We start from the raw sequence: 19,806 nt of genomic DNA on the forward strand, positions 1-19,806 counted from the left end.
TACGAAACGACGAAACCGGCCATGAAGGCCGGTTTCGTCATCGGTGTACGCTAATTGCTCAGGCTACTTCTTGCCAGGCCCAGAGCCTTCTTGACGCGTCACGCTAGAACCCTTGGGGCGTACATACAACACCAGAGCGTGATCGACGAGCTCGAAGCCGTGCTCCTCGGCAATCTCGCGTTGACGACGCTCGATAGTGTCATCAAAGAATTCGATAATCTCGCCGCTTTCCAAGCACACCATATGATCATGGTGCTCTTCCTGCGACAATTCGAACACGGCATGCCCGCCATCGAAATTGTGACGAATCACCAGCCCCGCCGTCTCGAACTGGGTCAAGACACGATACACGGTTGCTAGACCGACATCGTCACCGGCGTCGAGCAGAGCTTTGTAGACATCTTCGGCGCTCAGATGGTGTTGGTCCTGCGTACTTTCGAGAATTTGCAGGATCTTGACACGCGGCAAGGTGACTTTTAGCCCCGCCTTGCGCAGTTCATGGTTCTGATCGGCCATGGTTGCGGTTGCTCTTCGCAGTATCGTGGTAGGTCAGGTATGATCAATCCAGGCAACGATAGTGAATGATAGGCGCAAATGCAAAACTTGATTAAAACAGTCACCTTTTCCGTCGCCCTGGCACTCGTCAGCGGGTGCAGCTACGTCGGCGTTTACAAACGCGACCTGGCGCAGGGCAATCTCATCACCAAGGACATGGTCTCGCAACTCGAGACTGGCATGACCAAGGAGCAGGTACGCTATGTAATGGGCAGCCCCTTGCTGCAAGGCCCGTTCGATGAAAATCGCTGGGACTACGTCTTTTATCTCGACGAGGCCTATGCCGATGTGGAAGAAAAGCGCGTGACGCTGACCTTCCAGAACGACAAGCTGACCGACATCGAGCGTGAGGGCAACATTGAGGACAATGTCGAACTCTCGACGCAAAGCGGCCCCGGCCCGGCGGTGGAAGGTACTGGATCAGGCGACGGCTCCCCTGCAGCGGGACCCAGCTACGCACCGGAAGAGTAGACACGTCGCGCCTTGCTCAGTCGTTCCCCCGAGCTCGCGCCAAACGCGCTTGCTTGGGGTCGACCGCCAATGGGCGATAGATCTCGACACGATCCCCTTCTACTAGCGTATGTCGGTCCGGCTCGCGCAATACCTGCCCATAAACTCCCAGTGGCGCATGACTGAAGAAGTCAGTCCCGTGCTCCGGAAACAGGCTCGGCAAGTCGGCCATCGCGACCACGTCGCGCGCCGACGTACCCGATGGCACCGTGAGCGCGACGACACGCTGACGATGAGGCTCCGCGAAGGCGACCTCAACGTTGATGTGCGTTTGCTCGATGTCACTGTGGGCCATAAAGCGCATCCGCACGACGCGTGAACGCGTCAACCAACTGGCCAGCCACTTGCTGAAACAGCTTGCCAAACGCCATTCCCAAAAGGCGATTGGAAAACTCGAACTCCATTTCCAGGCTCACCCGACAGGCCGACTCGCCCATCGGCGTGAAAAGCCAACGACCATTGAGACGTTTGAAAGGCCCCTCGGCCAAGGACAGCTCAATGCGCTCATAGGGATAGAGGTCGTTACGCGTGGCCAGCGTCTGTTCCACGCTCCCTTTACCCAACGTCATCTCACCTATCAGATAGCGCCCCTCTTCGTGCTCGATGACCCGTGCATGACGGCACCCCGGCAAGAACTCAGGGTAACTCTCGAAATCGTTGACCAGATCGAACATCGCCTTGCATGAATGTCTTACCAAGGCAGACCGGTTGACCGTAGGCATTCATCACTCCGCTGACTTTGTTGCGCCGTGCGCGTATGATGGAAGGTTAACATCAAGGCCTTGAATGATATCACGCCTTCCCCCATGTCTTGGGGCTAGCGGATTAGGCGCATAGTGCATAGTAATGTAGAGGTTCCATGGCCAAGAAAAAGGGCAATATCGGCTCGAGCACCATCGCGCAAAACAAAAAGGCGCGCTTCGAATATCATATCGACGAGACCTTCGAGGCTGGCCTGTCGCTGGCCGGATGGGAAATCAAGAGCCTACGTGCCGGTAAGGCGCAGCTCACCGATACCTACATCCTGATCAAGAATGGCGAGGCATGGCTGTTGGGCAGTCATATCACCCCGCTCAACACCGTGAGCACGCATGTCGTGGCGGATCCGTCGCGTACGCGCAAGCTGCTGCTGCATCGCAAGGAGATCGCCAGGATCTTCTCGCGCACCCAGGACAAGGGGCATACGTGCGTGCCGCTAAAATTGTACTGGAAGAAGAACCTCGTCAAATGCGAGCTCGCGCTAGTGCGCGGCAAGAAGATGCATGACAAGCGCGCCACCGAAAAGGCTCGTGACTGGAATCGCGAGAAGGCCCGTATCATGCGCGCCCACTGAACGCGGCGAGGGCGCATCGAGAAAGACGCGTCGGTAAAGAGACGTCTGGCCACGAAAAGCCGTGGCGACGGGGTTGAACTAGCCCCGGGGCATCCCAACCTGTTATACTGTAGAAACGCTTACGGGGGCGACATGGCTTCGACGCCGGTGACAATCCCTGAGGTGCATGCCGAGAGCGTAACGTATCTCGTAAATCAAACGTTACGACTAAATAGTCGCAAACGACGACAACTACGCTCAGGGCGCGCTGGCAGCGTAACAACTGCTAGCTTCTAGTCCGGCCCGGAGGTGATGTGCCCATTCATCACCGATGGGATACGAGCTCAGACTGATGGGATCGCGGCTGGCTTTGTCCTCGCGTCAGCCGCTAAAACTTAGAGGAATCGCGTCTCTGGATCCTGCTCGTCGGAGCCAGAGGTGCTAAATTAAAAGACGGACCTAAGCATGTAGAGCCGATGGGTGAGTGCCGGCGGACGGGGGTTCAATTCCCCCCGCCTCCACCAAACACCGAAAAAGCCAACCCCCGAGGGGTTGGCTTTTTTCGTTGCCAGGGCCGCTTGACCCTGGGCGTAGCCGAGGGGCTTACGCGTCTGGTAGCCACTCCTGGACCATGTCCTGATGGTCCTCCACCCACTGCTTGGCGTTTTCGTAGGGGTCGGAGTCTTCTTCCTGGTTCATCAGCATGACTTCGCCCATGTCTTCGGCGGTCCACTCGAAGGCATCCAGGATGGCATAGGCCTCGGGCATGTCTTCCTTGAGACCTTGGCGAGCGATGGTATGGATCTGCTCGGCGCCGCCATAGACGTTCTTGGGATCGTCCAGGTATTTGAGGTCCCAGCGCGCGAACATCCAGTGCGGTGTCCAGCCGGTCACGGCGATATCTTCATCGTTAGCGATGGCACTCTTCAGTGCTGCCGTCATGGTGGCGCCGCTTCCGCTCTGCAGACTCAGATCAAGGTCGTATTCCTCGATGACCTTGTCGGTGAGACGCATAATCCCGGCGCCCGGGTCGATACCGGTGAGCTTGTTGTCGAAGTCGTCGGCATGCTCATTAAGATCTGCAATCGAATCGACCTCACTATAGGCCGGAACCACGAGACCCAGTTTGGTACCGTCCAGGTTGACGCCCGTATCGACCAGTTGGTCCTGAAGTTGAGCGTAGTAATCCTCATGCGTGGTCGGAAGCCACCCGGCCAGTAAAGCATCGGTGTCTCCGGTCGCCACGGACTGCCACATGGCAGCGGCGGACAGCGAGGACATCTCGACCTCGTAACCGGCTTGCTCGAGGACGGCGCGCATCACATTGGTGGAGGCAACCGTAGAAGACCACTCGACATACGCGAGATTAATGGTGCCTTTGTCTTGGGCCTGCGCAGTCGTGGCCGCCAAGCCAGCACCGGCAATCAAGGCCAGACCGGCGAGACGCATCGATGGCTGAGTCATGGGAAATGCCTTTATTGGAAGTGTACCGTTAAGCATGCCGAGAAGAGATATCCGATGCAACTCGAGGCACCGCCATGCATGAGGCAACATCAACAGGCCATGGATGCTAAATTGTTAGGCAGCACAGATCCGTACAAGTATGGTACAAAAAAGCACGAAGCCGTTATCATCATGCTAGTGGTAGGTTAGATTCCTTTCGGGACGCCTAACCGTCGAAACGTTGCGTCCATCGCTCGACGCTCGGCAATGAGCCACCTAGTGTTAGTATTGCCAGGCAAATTCATCATAAACGATGTGGCAGCATGCCACTCAGTTCATTCCGTACAAGGAGGTTACCGCGTGCCGACTCTACGCCTCGATACGTGGCTCAGCCGCTGGTTGTTGCTGTGTCTACTTTTCGTGATGGCGCCGGCCCTGGCTCAACAGGACGCGACGCCCACGGACGGCGACACCCCTGCCTATTCGAGCCTGGCCGATATGCTCGAAAACGAGCAGACACGCCAGACGATCATCGACCAACTACGCGCCCAGGCGGCTCAGGAAAGCGCCCTGGGCGTTGAAGGAGCATCCTCCCCCGCAGAGATCGCCGAGGATGCGCCCAGCGGTCAGACGGCCGAAGAGGTTTCCTTTCCTCGCCGCCTGGCCGATGCCACCAGCCATATCGCAGGGGATCTCGGCGGTCAGTTCAAGAGTCTGGCAGTGGCCTTGGGTGGCTTGTTCAGCAGTAGCAACGCTAGCGCCAACGGGCCGGGCTTCGATACCGGCGCGTTCCTGATTGCCGCGCTCAACTTCGCACTGGTGGTCATCGGGGCCTTCGTGGCGTTGTTCGTCCTGCGACGTATCGCGTCACCGCTATTCCGCAAGCTCAGCCAATGGTCGTCGCAGCGTACCGAGAAAAGTGCCTTGCTGCGCACCCTCATCGCAGTCGTGCTAGCCGCCATCGTAGATGTCGTCGTGGTCATACTGGCCTATGTCGTTGGCAATCTAGTAGCGACCTTTGCTATCGGTGAAGCGGGCAGCATGGAAACGCGTTTCTCGCTGTTCCTTAACGCCTTCTTGATGATCGAGCTGTTCAAGGCCGCGCTGCGCATGCTGTTCTCGTCGCATTACGATGGCCTGCGCCTGATGCCCATCGCCTCGCCACAGGCGTCGTACTGCAATCGCTTCCTCGCTCGCCTGGCCGGCTTCATCGGTTATGGCATGCTGGTGGCCGCGCCCATCATCAATTACAACCTGTCGCCGGCGCTCGGCCAAGGGCTCGGCACGTTGATCATGCTGCTGGCGCTGATCTACGCCGCTACGGTGATCCTCAAACACCGCATACCGCTACGCGACGCCCTGATACAACGCGCCGATAATGCCGACATGAGCGCCACGCGCTTCGCGCTGCGCCTGCTGGGACGCACCTGGCATATGCTGGCCTTGGCCTATGCCTTGGTGGTATTCGCCGTCACCGTGCTGCATCCGCAGACGGCGCTGCCCTTCGTGCTGCTGGCCACGCTCAAGACCGTCATCATCATCGGCATCGGTATGTTGGTCTCGGGCGTACTTACCCAGCTTATCGGCCGCCGCATTCGCCTCTCCGAGGATATCCAGCGCCGCCTTCCCCTGCTGGAAACGCGTCTCAACGCCTACGTGCCGACCAGCCTCAAGGTGATTCGCGCGATCATTTTGATCGCCGTGGCGATGTTCGTGCTCAGCGCTTGGCAGGTCTTCGACCTCGCGGCCTGGTACGCCTCCGAGGCCGGTATACATGTCGTGGGCACCACGCTGAATGTGATCATCATCCTGCTGGTGGCCATCGCCGCCTGGATCGGCCTCGCCAGCCTAATCGAGCATCGCTTGCATGCAGATGCCGGTGCCGGTGAACCTTCGGCCCGCGCCAAGACACTGCTATCCCTGTTCCGCAATGCCCTGGCGATCGCCTTGATCACCATGACGGTAATGATCATATTGGCTGAAATCGGCATCAACATCGGCCCGCTGATCGCCGGTGCCGGGGTTCTCGGCCTCGCCATCGGTTTCGGCTCGCAGAAACTGGTGCAAGACGTCATCACCGGGGTCTTCATCCAACTGGAAAACGCCATGAACACTGGCGATGTCGTCACCGTCGGCGGCACCACCGGTACGGCGGAACGTGTCGGCATCCGCTCGGTGGGGATTCGCGATCTCTCGGGCACCTACCACATCGTGCCGTTCTCCTCGGTGGATACCGTGTCCAACTACATGCGTGAATTCGGCAACCACGTCGGCGAATACGGTATCGCCTACCGCGAGAACATCGACGATGCCATCGAGCAATTGCAGGCCGCCTTCGACGCCCTCAAGGAGAGCGAGCACGGCTACAAGCTACTTGAGCCGCTCAGCGTAGCGGGCGTGACCGCGCTGGCCGACAGTTCGGTCAACATCCGCGTGATCATCAAGACCACGCCAGGCGATCAGTGGGGCGTGGGCCGTGCCTACAACCGCTTGGTCAAGATGTACTTCGACGCTGCTGGCATCGAGATTCCGTTCCCGCACACCACGCTTTACTTCGGGCAGGAAAAGGATGGCAACGCACCGCCCGCCAATCTGCGCATCCTGTCCCAGAAGGGCGAAGTGGTGGACGAGAAGCCGGACTCGCGGAACGCACCGCTCACACCCGATGCGCCGGCCGACAGCAATACCAATCCGGAGCATACCAAGCCGGACCGCGACAACGACGAAGGCTCCAGCTGAGCCTGGCACGCCACCGAAAGCACAGTGGCGCTTTGCTAAAAAGGGCCGCCCCGGATGGGGCGGCCCTTTTGCGTCAGACGGCGAGCAAGCAGACAGCACTACCTCACTGCATCGTCACCAACATGATCGCGCAGAGTACCGCCGTCACCCACATGGCGGGCTTGATCTCGGCCAGACGCCCCGTACAAAGCTTGATCGCCACGAAACTCAAGAACGCGAAGGCGATGCCCAGCGTGATCGAGTAGGTCAGCGGCATGACGATGATCGCCAAAAACGCCGGAAAGGCCTGATCCATCTTCTGCCACTCGATACGTCCCACCGGTGCCAGCATGAAGACGCCGACCATGACCAATGCCGGCGCGGTAGCGATCGCCGGCACCAGCGACAGCAACGGCGACAGGAACAGGAACGGGAGAAACAGCAACCCACAGACGACCCCGACGATTCCCGTGCGCCCGCCCTGGGCAACGCCTACTCCAGACTCGATGAATGTCTGTGCGGCACTGGTCCCCAGCGGCGCGGCAATCATCGAGGCAAAGGCATCCACGGTCATCGAGCGCTTGAGATTACGCGGCTGTCCGTTGTCGTCCTTGAGGTCGGCGGCTTCCGAGAGCGCCAGGAAGCATGACAGCGCATCGAAAAAGTTGGTGAACAGCATCACGAAGATGAACGGCCAGTAAGCGACCTTGAGCGCGCCCCACAGATCCACCTGCCACATGACGCTGAAATCCGGCCATGCCGCCAGACCGCTCCATGCCACGATCACATCCGTGCCCCACAGACGTCCCATGGGTATCGCCACCAGCGTGGTGATGACGATGCCCAATACCAGCGCGCCGTTGACGCGCAATGTGACCAGAACCGCGGTCAGTAGCATCCCGGCAATGAAAGTGATCAACGCTGGGTCCAGACCCCCTAGCGATATCAGCGTAGCCGGGTCATCAACCACGAAGCCGGCGTTCTTGAAGCCGATGAAGGTAATGAACAACCCAATGCCACAGGTGATGCCATAGCGTAGCGAATCGGGAATCGCCTCGACGATCGCCTTGCGCACGTTGAAAAATGCCAGCAGCGCAAACAGTACGCCCGACCAGAACACGCAACCCAGCGCCACTTGCCAAGGCAAACCCGCCCCCTGTACCAAGGTATAGGCGAACAGCGCATTCATACCCATGCCGGGCGCGACGAGAATCGGGTTACGCGCGTACAACCCCATCGCCAGGCTGCTGAGGAAGCTGATCAAGACAGTTGCCGAGAGCCCCGCCGAGAAGGGAATGCCTGCATCGCTCAGTATCGAGGGATTGACCACGATGATGTACATCGCCGCCAGGAAGGTCGCCAAGCCAGCCAACAGCTCGGTGCGCAGGGTCGAGCCATAGCGGCGGATGCCGAAGTAACGCTCCAGGGCGCCGTCCTGTTGCGTGGTCGATGACGTGGCAGCACGTCGGTGGGGAGTCTGCGCCATGATGTCGTTCCTATATGTGTCATTGTTGTCATGAAGGACGCCCTAACGTTACCCATATCTTGACCGATTGGACAAGGGCGTAAAAACACCAACGGCCCACAGGCCACCCCGATAAGGCGCCTGCAGGCCGCGATTCGCCCTTCATGACGGACGATAAAAAAGGGCGCCCGCAGGCGCCCAGGAGAGCAAAAAACGTTGGCTAGCGCGTGCGTTCGCTAGGCTGCGGTAACGCCGGCAACGAGCGATCGAGCAGCTCCACGCTCTGGCGATAGAAGAGCTGGCTCTTCTGATGCTCGCCCAAGTTGGCGTAAAGCCGCGCCAGCTCGGCGCATACCACCCCGCTGGGGCGCTGACGCTGACTGGCTTCGAAGTATTCCTGCGCCTTGCCCCAATAAGCATTGCGCAACGATAAACGCCCCAGGCTCAGCAGTAAATCGGGATCGTTGGGGCGCTCCTGCAGCCATTTCTCGGCATATGCCAGTTGGCGCCCAGCATCCACGTTGAGCAAGCCATAACGCAGCACCAGGCGCGTGTCCCAGTGCTCCTTGAGGGAATGACGCAGCAAGCGCTCAGCCATCGCTTCCTCGCCATCCTTGACCAGCGCTTCGGTATACAAGACCACCAGCTCGACATCGCTACGCAGATAGTCAGGCATGTCGGCCCACAGGTTGCGCACGCGGTTGGCGTCGGCATTGGGCTGGCGCTGGACCGCCTGCAAGATCAACTCGCGATAGGCACGCTGCTCCAGCTCACGGCGCTCTTCCTCGGTGATCAGCTGCTGCTTGTCGAGCTTGGGCAGCAAATGACGCAGCCCTTCCCAGTCGTTGACGCTGAGATAGGCCTGACGCAGCAGCTTGAGCACCTGCGGATGATTGGGCAGTTGCTTTTCGAGGCGCGTCAGCGTCGCCAACGCCTCTTCGAATTGCTGGCGATCGAGCATCAGCTGCGCTTGCACCATGCCCACCGCGTTATCGGCCCCCTCGGTACTGTGATGGGCCCGCTTGAGTAGCGTATCGGCATGCTCGAAACGCCCTTGATAATGCGCCGCCAGCGCCGCGGAAAGGTAATTGACCAGCGGCGTGCTGGAATCGTCAGCTGCCTTGACCAGATCCTTCTCGGCACGCTTCCAGCGGCCTTCGGCGAGCGCCACCAAGCCTCGCACGGTACGCTTCATGGCATTGCGATTGCGCGTACGACTATTCCAGACCTTGAGCCGGCTTACCGGACGGCGCAGACGGTGGAGGACGCGCAGCAGGAAATGCAGGGCCAGAAATACCGCCAGCAATATCACCAGGCCCAGCCAGAACGAGGTCTGGATCGAGGTATCGCCCACGCGCACCAGCCAGTAACCGGGCATCGACTGCATCAACTGGCCGAATAGCGCACCGACGGCCAGCCCCACGACGATGAGAAGAATCAGTTTTCTCATTCACTGTCTCCTTCATCGTTCTGACGTTGCTCGCCACCACCGTCATCGTTGCCATTCTGGAAACGCTTCTCGATGAAGGCCTTGAGCGTCTGCTGCGACTCGCTGATATCCGGCAGCTCGGGCCGAATGGTCTTGTCACGCAGCGACTCGAGACGCTCGAGGGAATTTTTCACCGCATCGCGCTCGGTGTCGTAGTAGCGATCGATCAGCGTAATCGCCTTGTCGAGGCTGGCTTGGTAAAGCTTGGGCTCGGTCTTGAGCAAAGCCAATTGAGCCTGCTCGAGCAAGAGACGCACGTTCTGGCGCAGGTAGGACTCCTGCTCGGGCGTCACCAAGGCCTCCAGCGCTTCATCGTGACGGCGTATGACGACGAGATCCTTGAGCTCGCCGCCCAGGCGAGAGAGCTGTTGTTGCCAGCCACCCTCGAGCGAGGAATCGTCGTCGTTGTGAGCAGCCATTTCTTCCACATCCTGCTTGAGTGGCAGCCCCGCCAGTTGTTCCTGCTGCGCCATCAACGCCAGATACAGCCCGGTGCGATCCACCGTGGGCACCGAATCAAGCGCCGCCAGCTCGGACTGAATCGCCCGGCGCACCGGAATCAAGGCCGGGTTGTCGGCATCGGTCAAACGCTCATCAGCGGCCTTGAGCAATGCCTTGGCGCCCTTGACGTCTCGCTCGAGCTGCAAGCGCTGGTTGGCCAGGCGCAGCAGATACTCGGCCTCGGCGTGCAACCACTCGCGCGGGTCGGCCTCCTGCTCGTCGGCCAGCTCGGCGAGTACCTTGTCGAGATTTTTGTCGATGTCTTGACGATAGTCCTGAAAATCGCCTTTAAGCGATTCGAACGCTTGCTGCCGCTGGTCGAGACGCTCGCGCAACGTGGCGAGGGTCTGCGCGTTCTCATCGCTGGCGCTGGCCAGTTCGGCCTGTTGCGTCTGCAGGCGTTTCCAGCCGTATCCCAGCCCCAGCGCCACGACGATGGCTACGATCACGGCGATGATCAGCGCCACGATGGCCAAGCCACGCCCGTTGCCACCGCCGCCACCGTGCGACGCTTGAGTGGAGGAAGGCGAGGTGCCGTTGCCGGCGCCGCCGGCTTTACTCGACGTCGTCTTGTCATGCGCGGCCGTCTTGTCGTGCGCGGTAGTGCCCGCCGATGTCCCACCGGCCGACGATGCGCGCGTGCCGCCGGTCCGGGTCTTGCCCGTGTCCTTGGCCGGGGTGTCCGTCGCTTTTTGCTGGGACTTGGTGCTTTGCTGGGACTTGGTGCTTTGCTGGGACTTGGTGCTCTGTTGGGACTTAGCGTCACGCTTGGCGGTGGACGTCGATGCGCCGGCCCCGGACGTCGTTGCGCTCGCCTTGCGCGACGCAGCGTCCGCCTTTTCATCCGTCTTCGGCGTCGCATCGGAAGAGGTCTGTGACGCCGCGGCGCCGGTCGTCGATGCCTTGGACGACGCGGCGTCCGCCGCCTTGTCCGAGGCACCGCGCGTCTCGTCGGCTACCTCGCCGCTGGCGTCGGTGTCGGCCTTGTGAGTCTCGGAGGAGGCCGGCGACTGAGGCGTCTCGTCGGCGGACGTCGACGCATCGGTGGGCGTGTTCTTGTCATCCTGATCCTGTCGTTTGCTCATGTGTCGCTAGCCCTTTTCAAACTCATCGTGATCAACGTCGGCGCGTCACGTGTCGCCTACTTCCTGTACGGCGGTCACCAAGGCTTCGGGGGTCGCACCCTGCGCCACGTGTAGCGAAGCGAAGCCCATCGTGTCTGCCAGTGTAGCCAAACGCTGACTGGAAACGATTAGCGGTTTGTTCAACGCCGCCTGTCCGCACCAGATAACCAGATGCTCGAGCAATTCGCCACTGGTCACGGTCATGGCCGTGAAATCGCCCGTGGCGAGCCAGCCGGCAGCGGTCGTGTCCGGCGCCGTATAAACGCGCCGATAGAGTGCCAGCTTGGTGGCCCGGGCGCCACGTGCCTCGAGCGTCTGAGCAAGCGCCTGGCGCCCGCCCACTCCGCCGACGACCAGCGCACGCTGACCGTCGAGCCGGGCCAGCGAGCGCATCGCCAACAGCGCCTCGCTGGTCATGCCCAGGCCGGGGTCGGGCACACTCGCCTTGACGCCCAGGCCGCGGTAAAGCGTCGCCGCCGTTGCCACACCCAGCGCATAGAAACGCGGCCCCTGCGGCAATTGCGGCCAATAGCGATCGAGCCACTCGACCAGGCACTCGGCAGCGAAAGGGCTGGTCACGACCACCACGTCGTACTGATCGACATCCAGCAGGGGCGTGCGCTTGACCTCGTCGATGTCGAGCGGCTGCAAGTGAATCAACGCCGGGCGGGCGGGCGCGAACCCCGCCTCCGACAAGGCCTTGACTAGGCGTTCGCCGCCCTCGCCGGGGCGCGTCACCAGGATGCGTGACGCGGCGCTCATTCACCTTGGCCGTAGATATCCGCGAGAATCTCGCCGGCCCCCTGCTCGAGCAGCGACTCGGCGATACGCACACCCAAGGCCTCGGGTTCGGAAGCCGAACCACGCCCCTCGGCACGCAACACATGCGAGCCATCCGGATCACCGACCAGCGCCCGTAGCCATAGCGTGCGGTCGCCATCCTCGAGCACAGCGTAGCCGCCGATGGGCACCTGGCAACCGCCGTCCAGGCGCGTGTTCATGGCACGTTCGGCGCGCACACGGGTGGCCGTCTGCGAATGATCGAGCGGCGCCAGGATCTCGAGCAGCGTTTCATCGTCATAGCGACATTCGATGCCCAGGGCGCCCTGGCCGCAAGCCGGCAGGCTGACTTCCGGCGGCAGCTCTTGGGTGATGCGATGGCCAAGCTCGAGACGTTCGAGCCCCGAGGTCGCCAGAATGATCGCCTCGAACTCGCCGCCGTCCAGCTTGCCCAGGCGAGTCTGCACGTTGCCACGCAGATTGAGCACCTCTAGATCGGGGCGCGCCTCCTTGACCTGCAGGCCCCGGCGCAGGCTCGAAGTACCCACACGCACGCCCTCGGGCAAGGCGTCCAAGGTCGCGTAATCGTTGGAGACGAAGGCATCCGTGGGTGCGCCGCTCTCCAGAATCACCGATAGCCCCAGCCCTTCGGGGAAGTGCATCGGCACATCCTTCATCGAGTGCACGGCGATATCGGCACGCCCGTCCAGCAGCGCCTCCTCCAATTCTTTGACGAACAGCCCCTTGCCGCCGACCTTGGACAGCGGCGAATCGAGAATCTTGTCGCCACGCGTCGTCAGGGCGACCAGCTCCACCTCGAGTCCAGGATGTAGCGCCATCAGACGAGCCTTGACGTGCTCGGCTTGCCATAACGCAAGGCGGCTCTGTCGGGTGGCGATGCGCAGTGTCTGCATGGCGGGCATTGAACTCTCCTAAATGGGCGCACACCGATTCGGCGGCGGGATAACTATCATCATAAAGCAGTCCCCGGTCGAGGAAAAATCCCGCCCCCAGCGTTCCCGTGCCCTGTCCCACCTCGCCAGCGGCGCCGACTCTGGTACACTCAGGGCATCACCATCTCGACCAAGCAGGACGCCACGCCCGATGAGCAATACGACCAACCAATCCTGGGGCGGACGCTTCAGCGAACCCACCGACGCCTTCGTCGCGCGCTTCACGGCGTCGGTGGACTTCGACCGGCGCCTCTATCATCACGACATTCGCGGCTCCATCGCGCATGCCACCATGCTCGAACGCGTCGGCGTACTCACCTCTGATGAGCGCGAGACCATCGTGCAAGGCCTCGGTGAAGTCGAGCGGGAAATCGAGGCCGGGCAGTTTCCCTGGTCGGTGGAACTCGAAGACGTCCACATGAACATCGAGGCCCGGCTGACCGAAAAAATCGGCATCACCGGCAAGAAGCTGCATACCGGGCGCTCGCGCAACGACCAGATCGCCACCGATATCCGGCTTTATCTGCGCGACGAGATCGATGTCGTCGCGGCCGAGATCGCCCGCCTGCGTGAAGGGCTAATCGAGCTGGCCACGCGCGAGGCCGATACCATCATGCCCGGCTTCACGCACCTGCAGACCGCCCAGCCGGTAACCTTCGGCCACCACCTGCTGGCCTGGCAGGAAATGCTCGCCCGCGACCACGAACGCCTGCTGGACTGCCGCAAGCGCGTCAACGTGATGCCGCTGGGTGCCGCCGCGCTGGCCGGCACCACCTATCCCATCGACCGCCACGTCACCGCCGAGCTGCTGGGCTTCGAACGCCCCGCCGAGAACAGCCTCGACGCGGTCAGCGATCGCGACTTCGCCATCGAATTCGGCGCCTTCGCCAGCGTACTGTTGATGCACCTGTCACGCATGAGCGAGGAGCTGGTGCTGTGGACCAGCGCCCAATTCGACTTCATCGACCTGCCCGACCGTTTCTGCACCGGCTCGTCGATCATGCCACAGAAGAAGAACCCAGACGTGCCAGAGCTGGTGCGCGGCAAGACCGGGCGCGTCTACGGCCACCTGATGGGGCTTTTGACGCTGATGAAGTCGCAGCCGCTGGCTTACAACAAGGATAATCAGGAAGACAAGGAACCGCTTTTCGATACCCTCGACACCGTGCAGGGCTGCCTCAAGGCGTTCGCCGACATGGTGCCGGCCATCGAGGCCAAGACGGACAACATGTTCGAGGCCGCGCGCAAGGGCTTCTCCACCGCCACCGATCTAGCGGACTACCTCGTGCGCGCCGGTGTGGCCTTTCGCGATGCCCACGAAATCGTCGGCCAAGCCGTGGCGTTGGGCCTGCGCGAGCAGAAAGACCTTTCAGAGATGTCCCTCGACGAGTTGCGCCAGTTCTCCGATGCCATCCAGGCCGACGTCTTCGAAGTACTGACGCTGGAAGGTTCGGTGGCAGCGCGCAATCACATCGGCGGCACCGCGCCGGATCAGGTCCGCGCCGCTGCCCAACGCGCCCGCGATGCGCTCGCTACGCTGCAACAGGAGGCATGATGCGCTTACTTCCCATGCTGGCCATTCTCGGCATAGCTGCGTTCACGCTCGCCGGTTGCGGCCAAAAGGGGCCGCTTTACATGCCCGATGACGAACAGGCCAGCGAGCAGTACGATCCGGCGAACGCCTATGAAGACGACGCCGACCAAGGCGAAGAAGGCGCCGCAGACGACGCTTCTTCTCAATCCGACAGCGACGCAGACTGACGATGGATCATTTCAACTACCGCGACGGTCAACTCTACGCTGAAGACGTCCCAGTGGCCGACATCGCCGAGCGTTTCGGCACGCCCTGTTACGTGTATTCACGGGCGACCTTCACGCGCCACTTCAAGGCCTATAGTGACGCGTTGGGCGAGCATCCGCACCTGATCTGCTACGCGGTGAAGGCCAATGCCAACCTTGCCGTGCTCGACCTGTTGGCGCGCCTCGGCGCGGGGTTCGATATCGTCTCCCAAGGCGAGCTCGAGCGTGTGCTGGCCGCTGGCGGCGACCCCGCCAAGGTGGTATTTTCCGGCGTCGCCAAGCAGGCCAGCGAAATGGCACGCGCACTGGAAGTGGGCATCAAGTGCTTCAACGTGGAATCGCTGCCGGAACTCGAGCGCCTGAGCCAGGTAGCAGGCGAATGCAGCCAGGTGGCGCGGGTCTCGCTGCGCGTCAATCCCGACGTCGATGCCCGGACGCATCCCTACATTTCCACCGGCCTCAAGGCCAACAAGTTCGGCATCGCCGTCGATGACGCCTTCGAGGTCTATCAGCGGGCCGCCGAACTGCCGAACCTTGAGGTCGTCGGTCTGGATTGCCACATCGGTTCGCAGCTCACCGAGCTTTCGCCCTTCCTCGACGCACTGGATCGCCTACTGGTGCTACTCGACCGCCTGCACGAGGCAGGTATTACCATCGAGCATCTCGACCTCGGCGGCGGCCTCGGCGTGCCCTATCAAGACGAGCAACCGCCCGCGCCCTATGATTACGCTCGCGCTCTGCTCGAGCGTCTCGGTGGCCGCAACCTGACACTGCTCTTCGAACCGGGCCGCTCGATTGCCGCCAACGCCGGTGTGCTCGTGACGCGCGTCGAGTACCTGAAGCCCGGCGAGACTCAGCATTTCGCCATCGTCGACGCCGGCATGAACGACCTGATTCGCCCCGCGCTGTATCAAGCATGGCAGCGCATCGTCCCGGTCGATACCCGCAAGTCCCGCGAAACGGCACTCTACGACGTGGTCGGCCCAGTCTGTGAAACCGGTGATTTTCTGGGTAAGGCGCGTGAACTGGCCATCGCGCCGGGCGACCTGCTCGCAGTCCGTTCGGCGGGTGCCTACGGCTTCGTGATGGCCTCCAACTACAATAGCCGGCCGCGTCCCGCCGAGATCATGGTCGACGGCGATAGCGCGCAGGTCGTGCGCGAACGCGAGACGCTCGCCGACTTGTGGGCCGGCGAGCACCGCCTGGCGGAGACTTCCTGATGCTGCTGCATTTCACCAAGATGCACGGGCTCGGCAACGACTTCATGGTGGTCGACCTAGTCACCCAGCGGGCGCGGCTCGACACCGAACGCATACGGCAGTTGGCCGACCGTCATCTCGGCATCGGTTTCGATCAGTTGCTGCTGGTCGAACCGCCGCGCGACCCCGAAATGGATTTCCGCTACCGCATCTTCAACGCCGATGGCCACGAGGTGGAAAATTGCGGTAACGGCGCCCGCTGCTTCGCGCGTTTCGTGCGCGAAGCGCGCCTGACCCACAAGCGCGAGATTCGTGTCGAAACCCAGGCCGGGCCTCTGACCCTTCGCGTCGAGGAAGACGAGCGAGTTCGCGTGAACATGGGCGTGCCGCGTTTCGCGCCCGAAGCCGTGCCCTTCGACGCCCCGACCGATGCGCCCACGCATACCCTGGAAGTCGACGACGCACGCTGGGAGATCGGCGTGGTCTCGATGGGCAACCCCCATGCCGTGCTCGTGGTCGACGATGTCGCTACCGCGCCGGTGGCACGCCTGGGTCCGCTCATCGAACGCCACGTGCGCTTCCCCCGGCGCGTCAATGTGGGCTTCTTGCAGGTCGTCTCGCGTCACGAGGCGCGCCTACGGGTTTTCGAACGCGGCAGCGGCGAAACGCTGGCCTGCGGCACCGGCGCCTGCGCGGCGGTGGCCAACGGCATCCGGCGCGGGTTGTTCGAAAGCCCTGTCGATGTTCATCTACCCGGTGGCACGCTAACCTTGGAATGGCCCGCCGAGGATGCCCCCATGGTGATGATCGGCCCCGCCACCAGCGTCTTCGAGGGGCGCATCGCGCTACCTTAGCAGCATTGCCGAGTGCCCGGAGAACCTTCAAACAACGACACGGCACGCAAGACGGAAACACAGGAGAACATACGCATGTCCCAAGCCCAGGCGCCCGAGCCGCGCACTACGCTCGACCCAGAGCGTGTCGCGCATTGGCTGGCCCGTCATCCCGACTTCTTCGTCGGCCGAGAGGGACTGCTCCAACAGCTAAAGGTGCCGCACCCCCAGACTCAGGGCGCGATTTCGCTGCTCGAACGCCTCGTGCACGACCTGCGCGAGCGCGCCGAGACCGCCGAATGGCGCCTCGAGCATCTGTTGGAGACGGCGCGCCACAACGAGGCGCAGTACCAACGCACACGCGCGCTGATCCTGGCGTTGCTCGAGGCGGAAAACGTCGACGCGCTGGGCGAGGCCCTCTCGACCCAACTCAGCGAGCAATTTCGCACCCAGGCGGTCGCGTTGTGGCTGGACTCGCCCCACGACGACAGCGCCGTACAGCCACCCCAATTGCGTCTCGATGACGCCGCGCGCGCGACACTGGAAGAGCTTCTCGACGGCCACAACAGCCGCTGCACCCAGCTCTCGCGAGAAGCGTGGTGTAAGCTCCTCCCGCATTCCGAGCCACCCGAGAACAGCGGTTCATGCGCCGTGACGCGCCTCACCATGGGCGAGCCGCTCGGCTACCTGCTGCTTGCCAGCCAGGAGAGCGAGCACTTTCGTGCCACGCTCGACACCCTGTTCACCGATTACCTCGGCGAAATCGTCGGGCGCTTGCTGATCCGGCTGGATACCGAACATGCACGCCGCGATTGAAGATTTTCTGCGCGGGCTGGCAGGGCATGCCAGCCCCGCGACGCTGGATGCCTATCGGCGCGACTTGGCCGCGCTGGCGCATTTCCTCGAGGCGCATGACATCGACGACTGGTCCACGCTGGATGTCGCCCTGGTGCGTCGCTTCTTGGGCGCCGAGCGCACCCGTGGCCTGGCCCCACGCAGTCTCGCCCGGCGCCGCGCCGCGCTATCGCGCTTCGCCGATCATCTGGTGCGCAATGGCGTGCTCGCTCACAATCCCGTGGCCTTGACTCAGACCCCGCGTCAGCCTCGGCACCTGCCGCGCCCGGTGGATGTCGATCAGTTATCGCGCTTTCTGGACACCCCGCACGACGACACCCCGCTCGCCGTGCGCGATCAGGCCATGCTGGAACTGTTCTATTCCTGCGGGCTGCGTCTAGCGGAGTTGACGGCACTGGACGTCACGGACCTGGAGGCTCGGCGTGTGCGGGTCATAGGCAAGGGTAGCAAGCCGCGCCAGATGCCCCTCGGCAGCCGTGCCGAAGCGGCGCTGGCGGCATGGTTCAAGGTCCGTGGCCAACTCGCCGACGCGGAAGAACACGCGCTGTTCGTCGGTCAACGCGGCGTAAGGCTCGGACATCGCGCGGTGCAAAAGCGCCTCGTGCATCTTGCCCGCGAGCGCGGCCTGCCCGAACACCTGCACCCGCATCGCTTGCGTCACTCCTTCGCTAGCCATCTGCTCGAATCGAGCCAGGACCTGCGCGCCGTGCAGGAGTTGCTGGGGCATGCCAATCTGTCCACCACGCAGATCTATACACGCCTCGACTGGCAGCATCTCGCCGATGCCTACGATCAGGCACACCCGCGTGCCCGGCGTCACGAGACGTCCGATGATCGCTGACAAACCCGGCTCTGGAGACAACCCACATGGCGATAACCGCGCTGACCTTCGACCTTGACGACACGCTGTGGAACAACCGCCCGGTCCTCGAGCGTGCCGAAGCCGGTCATTATCAATGGCTCAGCGACGCACTCGCCGCCGCCTCGCCAGACACCGACAGCGCGTTCATGACGCACTATCCTTTGAGCGCATATCAGAAGCACCGCGCCGATGTGGCGCAGCGTTTTCCGCTCAAGCGCGGCGATTTCACTTGGATTCGCGAACGTGCGTTGTTCGAGATGGTGGAAGCCTACGGGCTGCCTCGCCTTCGGGCGCGCCTGTGGGCGGCACACGCCATTGCGCATTTCCTCGACCTGCGTCATGACCTAACGCCCTACCCCGAGGTAGCGGCCATGCTCGACACGCTACGCCGGCACTATCGGATCGCCGCGATCACCAACGGCAACGCCGATCTCAAGCGCCTGGAGCTGGCCGACCATTTCAGCGTCATGATCGCCGCGGGCGAGCTGCACGCCCCCAAACCCGACCCGCGCGCCTTCCTCGCGGCGCTGGCAAGGCTCGGTGCCCAGCCGGCGCAGGGGCTGCATGTCGGCGACTCCTGGCGCGAGGATGTACTACCCGCGCAGCGCCTGGGCATGCAGGTGGCCTGGATCGACGCCAAGAACGAAGGCCCGTGCGAGCTGCCACCCGGCGTGCATCGCCTCACGCATGTGCGTGAACTGCCCACCCTACTCGCTAGGTTGGCGGGCTAGGTTTACGCGTCATCCCTCTCGCATAGCCAGGCATCCATGCGCGCGCATGCCTCGTCGACACCTTGCCGTTTGAGCGCAGAGAAGAGCTGCACACTGACCAGGTCTTCCCACTCGGCGAGTTGGCGGCGCACCGCCAGAAGCGAAGACTTGGCCGCCCCGGGCTTGAGCTTGTCGGCCTTGGTCAACAGGATGTGCACGGGCATCGCTTTCTCGTCGGCCCAGCCCAGCATCATCTGGTCGAACTCGCTCAGCGGGTGCCGCACGTCCATGACCAACATCAAGCCCCTGAGCGCCTCACGCTGGTACAGATACTCGCTCAAGTGGCGCTGCCACTCCAGCTTGACCTGATCCGGCACCTTGGCGAAGCCGTAACCGGGCAGATCCACCAACCGGTACGCCTCGTCGTTAGCGAGGGTGAAGAAGTTGATCAGCTGCGTGCGCCCCGGCGTCTTGGAGGTACGCGCCAGTGCCTTCTGCTGTGTCAGCGCATTGATCGCACTGGACTTGCCGGCATTGGAGCGCCCGGCGAACGCCACTTCCGCGCCCGTGTCAGAAGGGCACAAGGCCAAGCGCGGCGCACTGATCAAAAAACGCGCGGTCTGATAGTTGATCTTGCCATCTTGCATGTTGGTTCTCGACTGAGCTGCCGCCCATGAGCGGCGAATGATCCATGAAG

At 62.2% G+C, this 19,806-nt stretch carries 19 protein-coding genes, 1 other RNA gene and 1 pseudogene; 11 read left to right on the forward strand and 10 right to left on the reverse strand.

Annotated features, from left to right (window positions below; genetic code table 11):
- Positions 1-63: 63 nt before the first annotated feature.
- Positions 64-516 (reverse strand): ferric iron uptake transcriptional regulator, encoded by a 453-nt coding sequence (fur, locus tag OP494_RS05255; protein WP_040239960.1) that lies wholly within the window; start codon positions 514-516, stop codon positions 64-66.
- Between the two features lie 78 nt (positions 517-594).
- On the opposite strand from fur, the gene OP494_RS05260 reads away from it, so the two are divergent.
- The gene (locus OP494_RS05260; RefSeq protein ID WP_280539676.1) at positions 595-1,026 is read left to right on the forward strand and encodes an outer membrane protein assembly factor BamE; all 432 of its coding nucleotides are present in this window, start codon (positions 595-597) and stop codon (positions 1,024-1,026) included.
- A 16-nt stretch (positions 1,027-1,042) separates the two neighbouring features.
- Here OP494_RS05260 and OP494_RS05265 read toward each other — a convergent pair whose 3' ends face one another.
- Positions 1,043-1,360: an RnfH family protein gene (locus tag OP494_RS05265; RefSeq protein WP_280539677.1), complete on the reverse strand. Its 318-nt coding sequence runs from the start codon at positions 1,358-1,360 to the stop codon at positions 1,043-1,045.
- Positions 1,347-1,787, reverse strand: coding sequence for a type II toxin-antitoxin system RatA family toxin (locus OP494_RS05270; RefSeq protein ID WP_280539678.1), 441 nt, complete (start codon positions 1,785-1,787; stop codon positions 1,347-1,349). The genes OP494_RS05265 and OP494_RS05270 overlap by 14 nt, the downstream gene beginning before the upstream one ends.
- Before the next feature lie 137 nt (positions 1,788-1,924).
- Here OP494_RS05270 and smpB point away from each other — a divergent pair, with 137 nt between their 5' ends.
- On the forward strand, positions 1,925-2,398 hold the full coding sequence (gene smpB, locus OP494_RS05275) for an SsrA-binding protein SmpB (RefSeq protein ID WP_280539679.1): 474 nt from the start codon (positions 1,925-1,927) through the stop codon (positions 2,396-2,398).
- 123 nt (positions 2,399-2,521) lie between these two features.
- Positions 2,522-2,901: a transfer-messenger RNA gene (gene ssrA, locus OP494_RS05280) on the forward strand.
- A gap of 79 nt (positions 2,902-2,980) precedes the next feature.
- On the opposite strand, the gene OP494_RS05285 is transcribed toward ssrA, so the two are convergent.
- The gene (locus OP494_RS05285; RefSeq protein WP_280539680.1) at positions 2,981-3,841 is read right to left on the reverse strand and encodes a glycine betaine ABC transporter substrate-binding protein; all 861 of its coding nucleotides are present in this window, start codon (positions 3,839-3,841) and stop codon (positions 2,981-2,983) included.
- A 339-nt stretch (positions 3,842-4,180) separates the two neighbouring features.
- Here OP494_RS05285 and ybiO point away from each other — a divergent pair, with 339 nt between their 5' ends.
- Positions 4,181-6,559 carry a mechanosensitive channel protein gene (ybiO, locus tag OP494_RS05290; protein ID WP_280539681.1) on the forward strand — a complete coding sequence of 793 codons (2,379 nt, stop codon included), beginning with the start codon at positions 4,181-4,183 and terminating at the stop codon, positions 6,557-6,559.
- 103 nt (positions 6,560-6,662) lie between these two features.
- On the opposite strand, the gene OP494_RS05295 is transcribed toward ybiO, so the two are convergent.
- The 5 genes from OP494_RS05295 to hemC all read right to left on the reverse strand — a co-directional run bounded on the left by OP494_RS05295 (position 6,663) and on the right by hemC (position 12,820).
- On the reverse strand, positions 6,663-8,024 hold the full coding sequence (locus OP494_RS05295) for an NCS2 family permease (RefSeq protein WP_280539682.1): 1,362 nt from the start codon (positions 8,022-8,024) through the stop codon (positions 6,663-6,665).
- 199 nt (positions 8,025-8,223) lie between these two features.
- Positions 8,224-9,453: a heme biosynthesis HemY N-terminal domain-containing protein gene (locus OP494_RS05300; RefSeq protein ID WP_280539683.1), complete on the reverse strand. Its 1,230-nt coding sequence runs from the start codon at positions 9,451-9,453 to the stop codon at positions 8,224-8,226.
- Positions 9,450-11,078: a uroporphyrinogen-III C-methyltransferase gene (locus OP494_RS05305; protein ID WP_280539685.1), complete on the reverse strand. Its 1,629-nt coding sequence runs from the start codon at positions 11,076-11,078 to the stop codon at positions 9,450-9,452. Before OP494_RS05305 ends, OP494_RS05300 begins: the two co-directional genes overlap by 4 nt.
- Before the next feature lie 45 nt (positions 11,079-11,123).
- The gene (locus tag OP494_RS05310) at positions 11,124-11,879 is read right to left on the reverse strand and encodes a uroporphyrinogen-III synthase (RefSeq protein ID WP_280539686.1); all 756 of its coding nucleotides are present in this window, start codon (positions 11,877-11,879) and stop codon (positions 11,124-11,126) included.
- Positions 11,876-12,820: a hydroxymethylbilane synthase gene (hemC, locus tag OP494_RS05315; protein WP_280539687.1), complete on the reverse strand. Its 945-nt coding sequence runs from the start codon at positions 12,818-12,820 to the stop codon at positions 11,876-11,878. The genes OP494_RS05310 and hemC overlap by 4 nt, the downstream gene beginning before the upstream one ends.
- A gap of 181 nt (positions 12,821-13,001) precedes the next feature.
- Between hemC and argH the strand changes: the two genes are divergently transcribed.
- The 7 genes and pseudogenes from argH to OP494_RS05350 all read left to right on the forward strand — a co-directional run bounded on the left by argH (position 13,002) and on the right by OP494_RS05350 (position 19,130).
- Positions 13,002-14,405, forward strand: coding sequence for an argininosuccinate lyase (argH, locus tag OP494_RS05320; protein ID WP_280539688.1), 1,404 nt, complete (start codon positions 13,002-13,004; stop codon positions 14,403-14,405).
- Positions 14,405-14,515 (forward strand): annotated as a pseudogene (locus OP494_RS05325) (lipoprotein); the annotation flags it as partial. The gene argH and the pseudogene OP494_RS05325, both read left to right, overlap by 1 nt.
- A gap of 98 nt (positions 14,516-14,613) precedes the next feature.
- Positions 14,614-15,870, forward strand: a complete 1,257-nt coding sequence (lysA, locus tag OP494_RS05330) for a diaminopimelate decarboxylase (RefSeq protein ID WP_280539689.1) — start codon at positions 14,614-14,616, stop codon at positions 15,868-15,870.
- Entirely contained in the window at positions 15,870-16,703 is an 834-nt protein-coding gene (dapF, locus tag OP494_RS05335; RefSeq protein WP_280539690.1) for a diaminopimelate epimerase, read from the forward strand. The genes lysA and dapF overlap by 1 nt, the downstream gene beginning before the upstream one ends.
- Positions 16,704-16,778: 75 nt before the next feature.
- Entirely contained in the window at positions 16,779-17,498 is a 720-nt protein-coding gene (locus tag OP494_RS05340) for a DUF484 family protein (protein ID WP_280539691.1), read from the forward strand.
- Positions 17,482-18,378 (forward strand): tyrosine recombinase XerC, encoded by an 897-nt coding sequence (locus OP494_RS05345; protein ID WP_280539692.1) that lies wholly within the window; start codon positions 17,482-17,484, stop codon positions 18,376-18,378. Before OP494_RS05340 ends, OP494_RS05345 begins: the two co-directional genes overlap by 17 nt.
- A gap of 26 nt (positions 18,379-18,404) precedes the next feature.
- Positions 18,405-19,130, forward strand: coding sequence for an HAD family hydrolase (locus tag OP494_RS05350; RefSeq protein WP_280539693.1), 726 nt, complete (start codon positions 18,405-18,407; stop codon positions 19,128-19,130).
- Positions 19,131-19,132: 2 nt separating this feature from the next.
- Here the strand turns inward: OP494_RS05350 and yihA are convergent, their stop codons facing one another.
- Positions 19,133-19,756, reverse strand: coding sequence for a ribosome biogenesis GTP-binding protein YihA/YsxC (gene yihA / locus OP494_RS05355; protein ID WP_280539694.1), 624 nt, complete (start codon positions 19,754-19,756; stop codon positions 19,133-19,135).
- Positions 19,757-19,806 lie beyond the last annotated feature (50 nt).

Source organism: Chromohalobacter sp. 11-W, from assembly GCF_029889905.1.
Taxonomy (GTDB): domain Bacteria; phylum Pseudomonadota; class Gammaproteobacteria; order Pseudomonadales; family Halomonadaceae; genus Chromohalobacter.

Bases quoted from the DNA above. Each gene is read 5' to 3' on its own strand.
- OP494_RS05305 (WP_280539685.1), bottom strand. From the start codon at position 11,078: ATGAGCAAACGACAGGATCAGGATGACAAGAACACGCCCACCGATGCG.
- OP494_RS05345 (WP_280539692.1), top strand. From the start codon at position 17,482: ATGCACGCCGCGATTGAAGATTTTCTGCGCGGGCTGGCAGGGCATGCC.
- argH (WP_280539688.1), top strand. From the start codon at position 13,002: ATGAGCAATACGACCAACCAATCCTGGGGCGGACGCTTCAGCGAACCC.
- OP494_RS05285 (WP_280539680.1), bottom strand. From the start codon at position 3,841: ATGACTCAGCCATCGATGCGTCTCGCCGGTCTGGCCTTGATTGCCGGT.
- OP494_RS05295 (WP_280539682.1), bottom strand. From the start codon at position 8,024: ATGGCGCAGACTCCCCACCGACGTGCTGCCACGTCATCGACCACGCAA.
- OP494_RS05270 (WP_280539678.1), bottom strand. From the start codon at position 1,787: ATGCCTACGGTCAACCGGTCTGCCTTGGTAAGACATTCATGCAAGGCG.
- OP494_RS05300 (WP_280539683.1), bottom strand. From the start codon at position 9,453: ATGAGAAAACTGATTCTTCTCATCGTCGTGGGGCTGGCCGTCGGTGCG.
- lysA (WP_280539689.1), top strand. From the start codon at position 14,614: ATGGATCATTTCAACTACCGCGACGGTCAACTCTACGCTGAAGACGTC.
- OP494_RS05260 (WP_280539676.1), top strand. From the start codon at position 595: ATGCAAAACTTGATTAAAACAGTCACCTTTTCCGTCGCCCTGGCACTC.
- dapF (WP_280539690.1), top strand. From the start codon at position 15,870: ATGCTGCTGCATTTCACCAAGATGCACGGGCTCGGCAACGACTTCATG.
- OP494_RS05265 (WP_280539677.1), bottom strand. From the start codon at position 1,360: ATGGCCCACAGTGACATCGAGCAAACGCACATCAACGTTGAGGTCGCC.
- OP494_RS05340 (WP_280539691.1), top strand. From the start codon at position 16,779: ATGTCCCAAGCCCAGGCGCCCGAGCCGCGCACTACGCTCGACCCAGAG.
- fur (WP_040239960.1), bottom strand. From the start codon at position 516: ATGGCCGATCAGAACCATGAACTGCGCAAGGCGGGGCTAAAAGTCACC.
- yihA (WP_280539694.1), bottom strand. From the start codon at position 19,756: ATGCAAGATGGCAAGATCAACTATCAGACCGCGCGTTTTTTGATCAGT.
- OP494_RS05350 (WP_280539693.1), top strand. From the start codon at position 18,405: ATGGCGATAACCGCGCTGACCTTCGACCTTGACGACACGCTGTGGAAC.
- smpB (WP_280539679.1), top strand. From the start codon at position 1,925: ATGGCCAAGAAAAAGGGCAATATCGGCTCGAGCACCATCGCGCAAAAC.
- OP494_RS05310 (WP_280539686.1), bottom strand. From the start codon at position 11,879: ATGAGCGCCGCGTCACGCATCCTGGTGACGCGCCCCGGCGAGGGCGGC.
- hemC (WP_280539687.1), bottom strand. From the start codon at position 12,820: ATGCCCGCCATGCAGACACTGCGCATCGCCACCCGACAGAGCCGCCTT.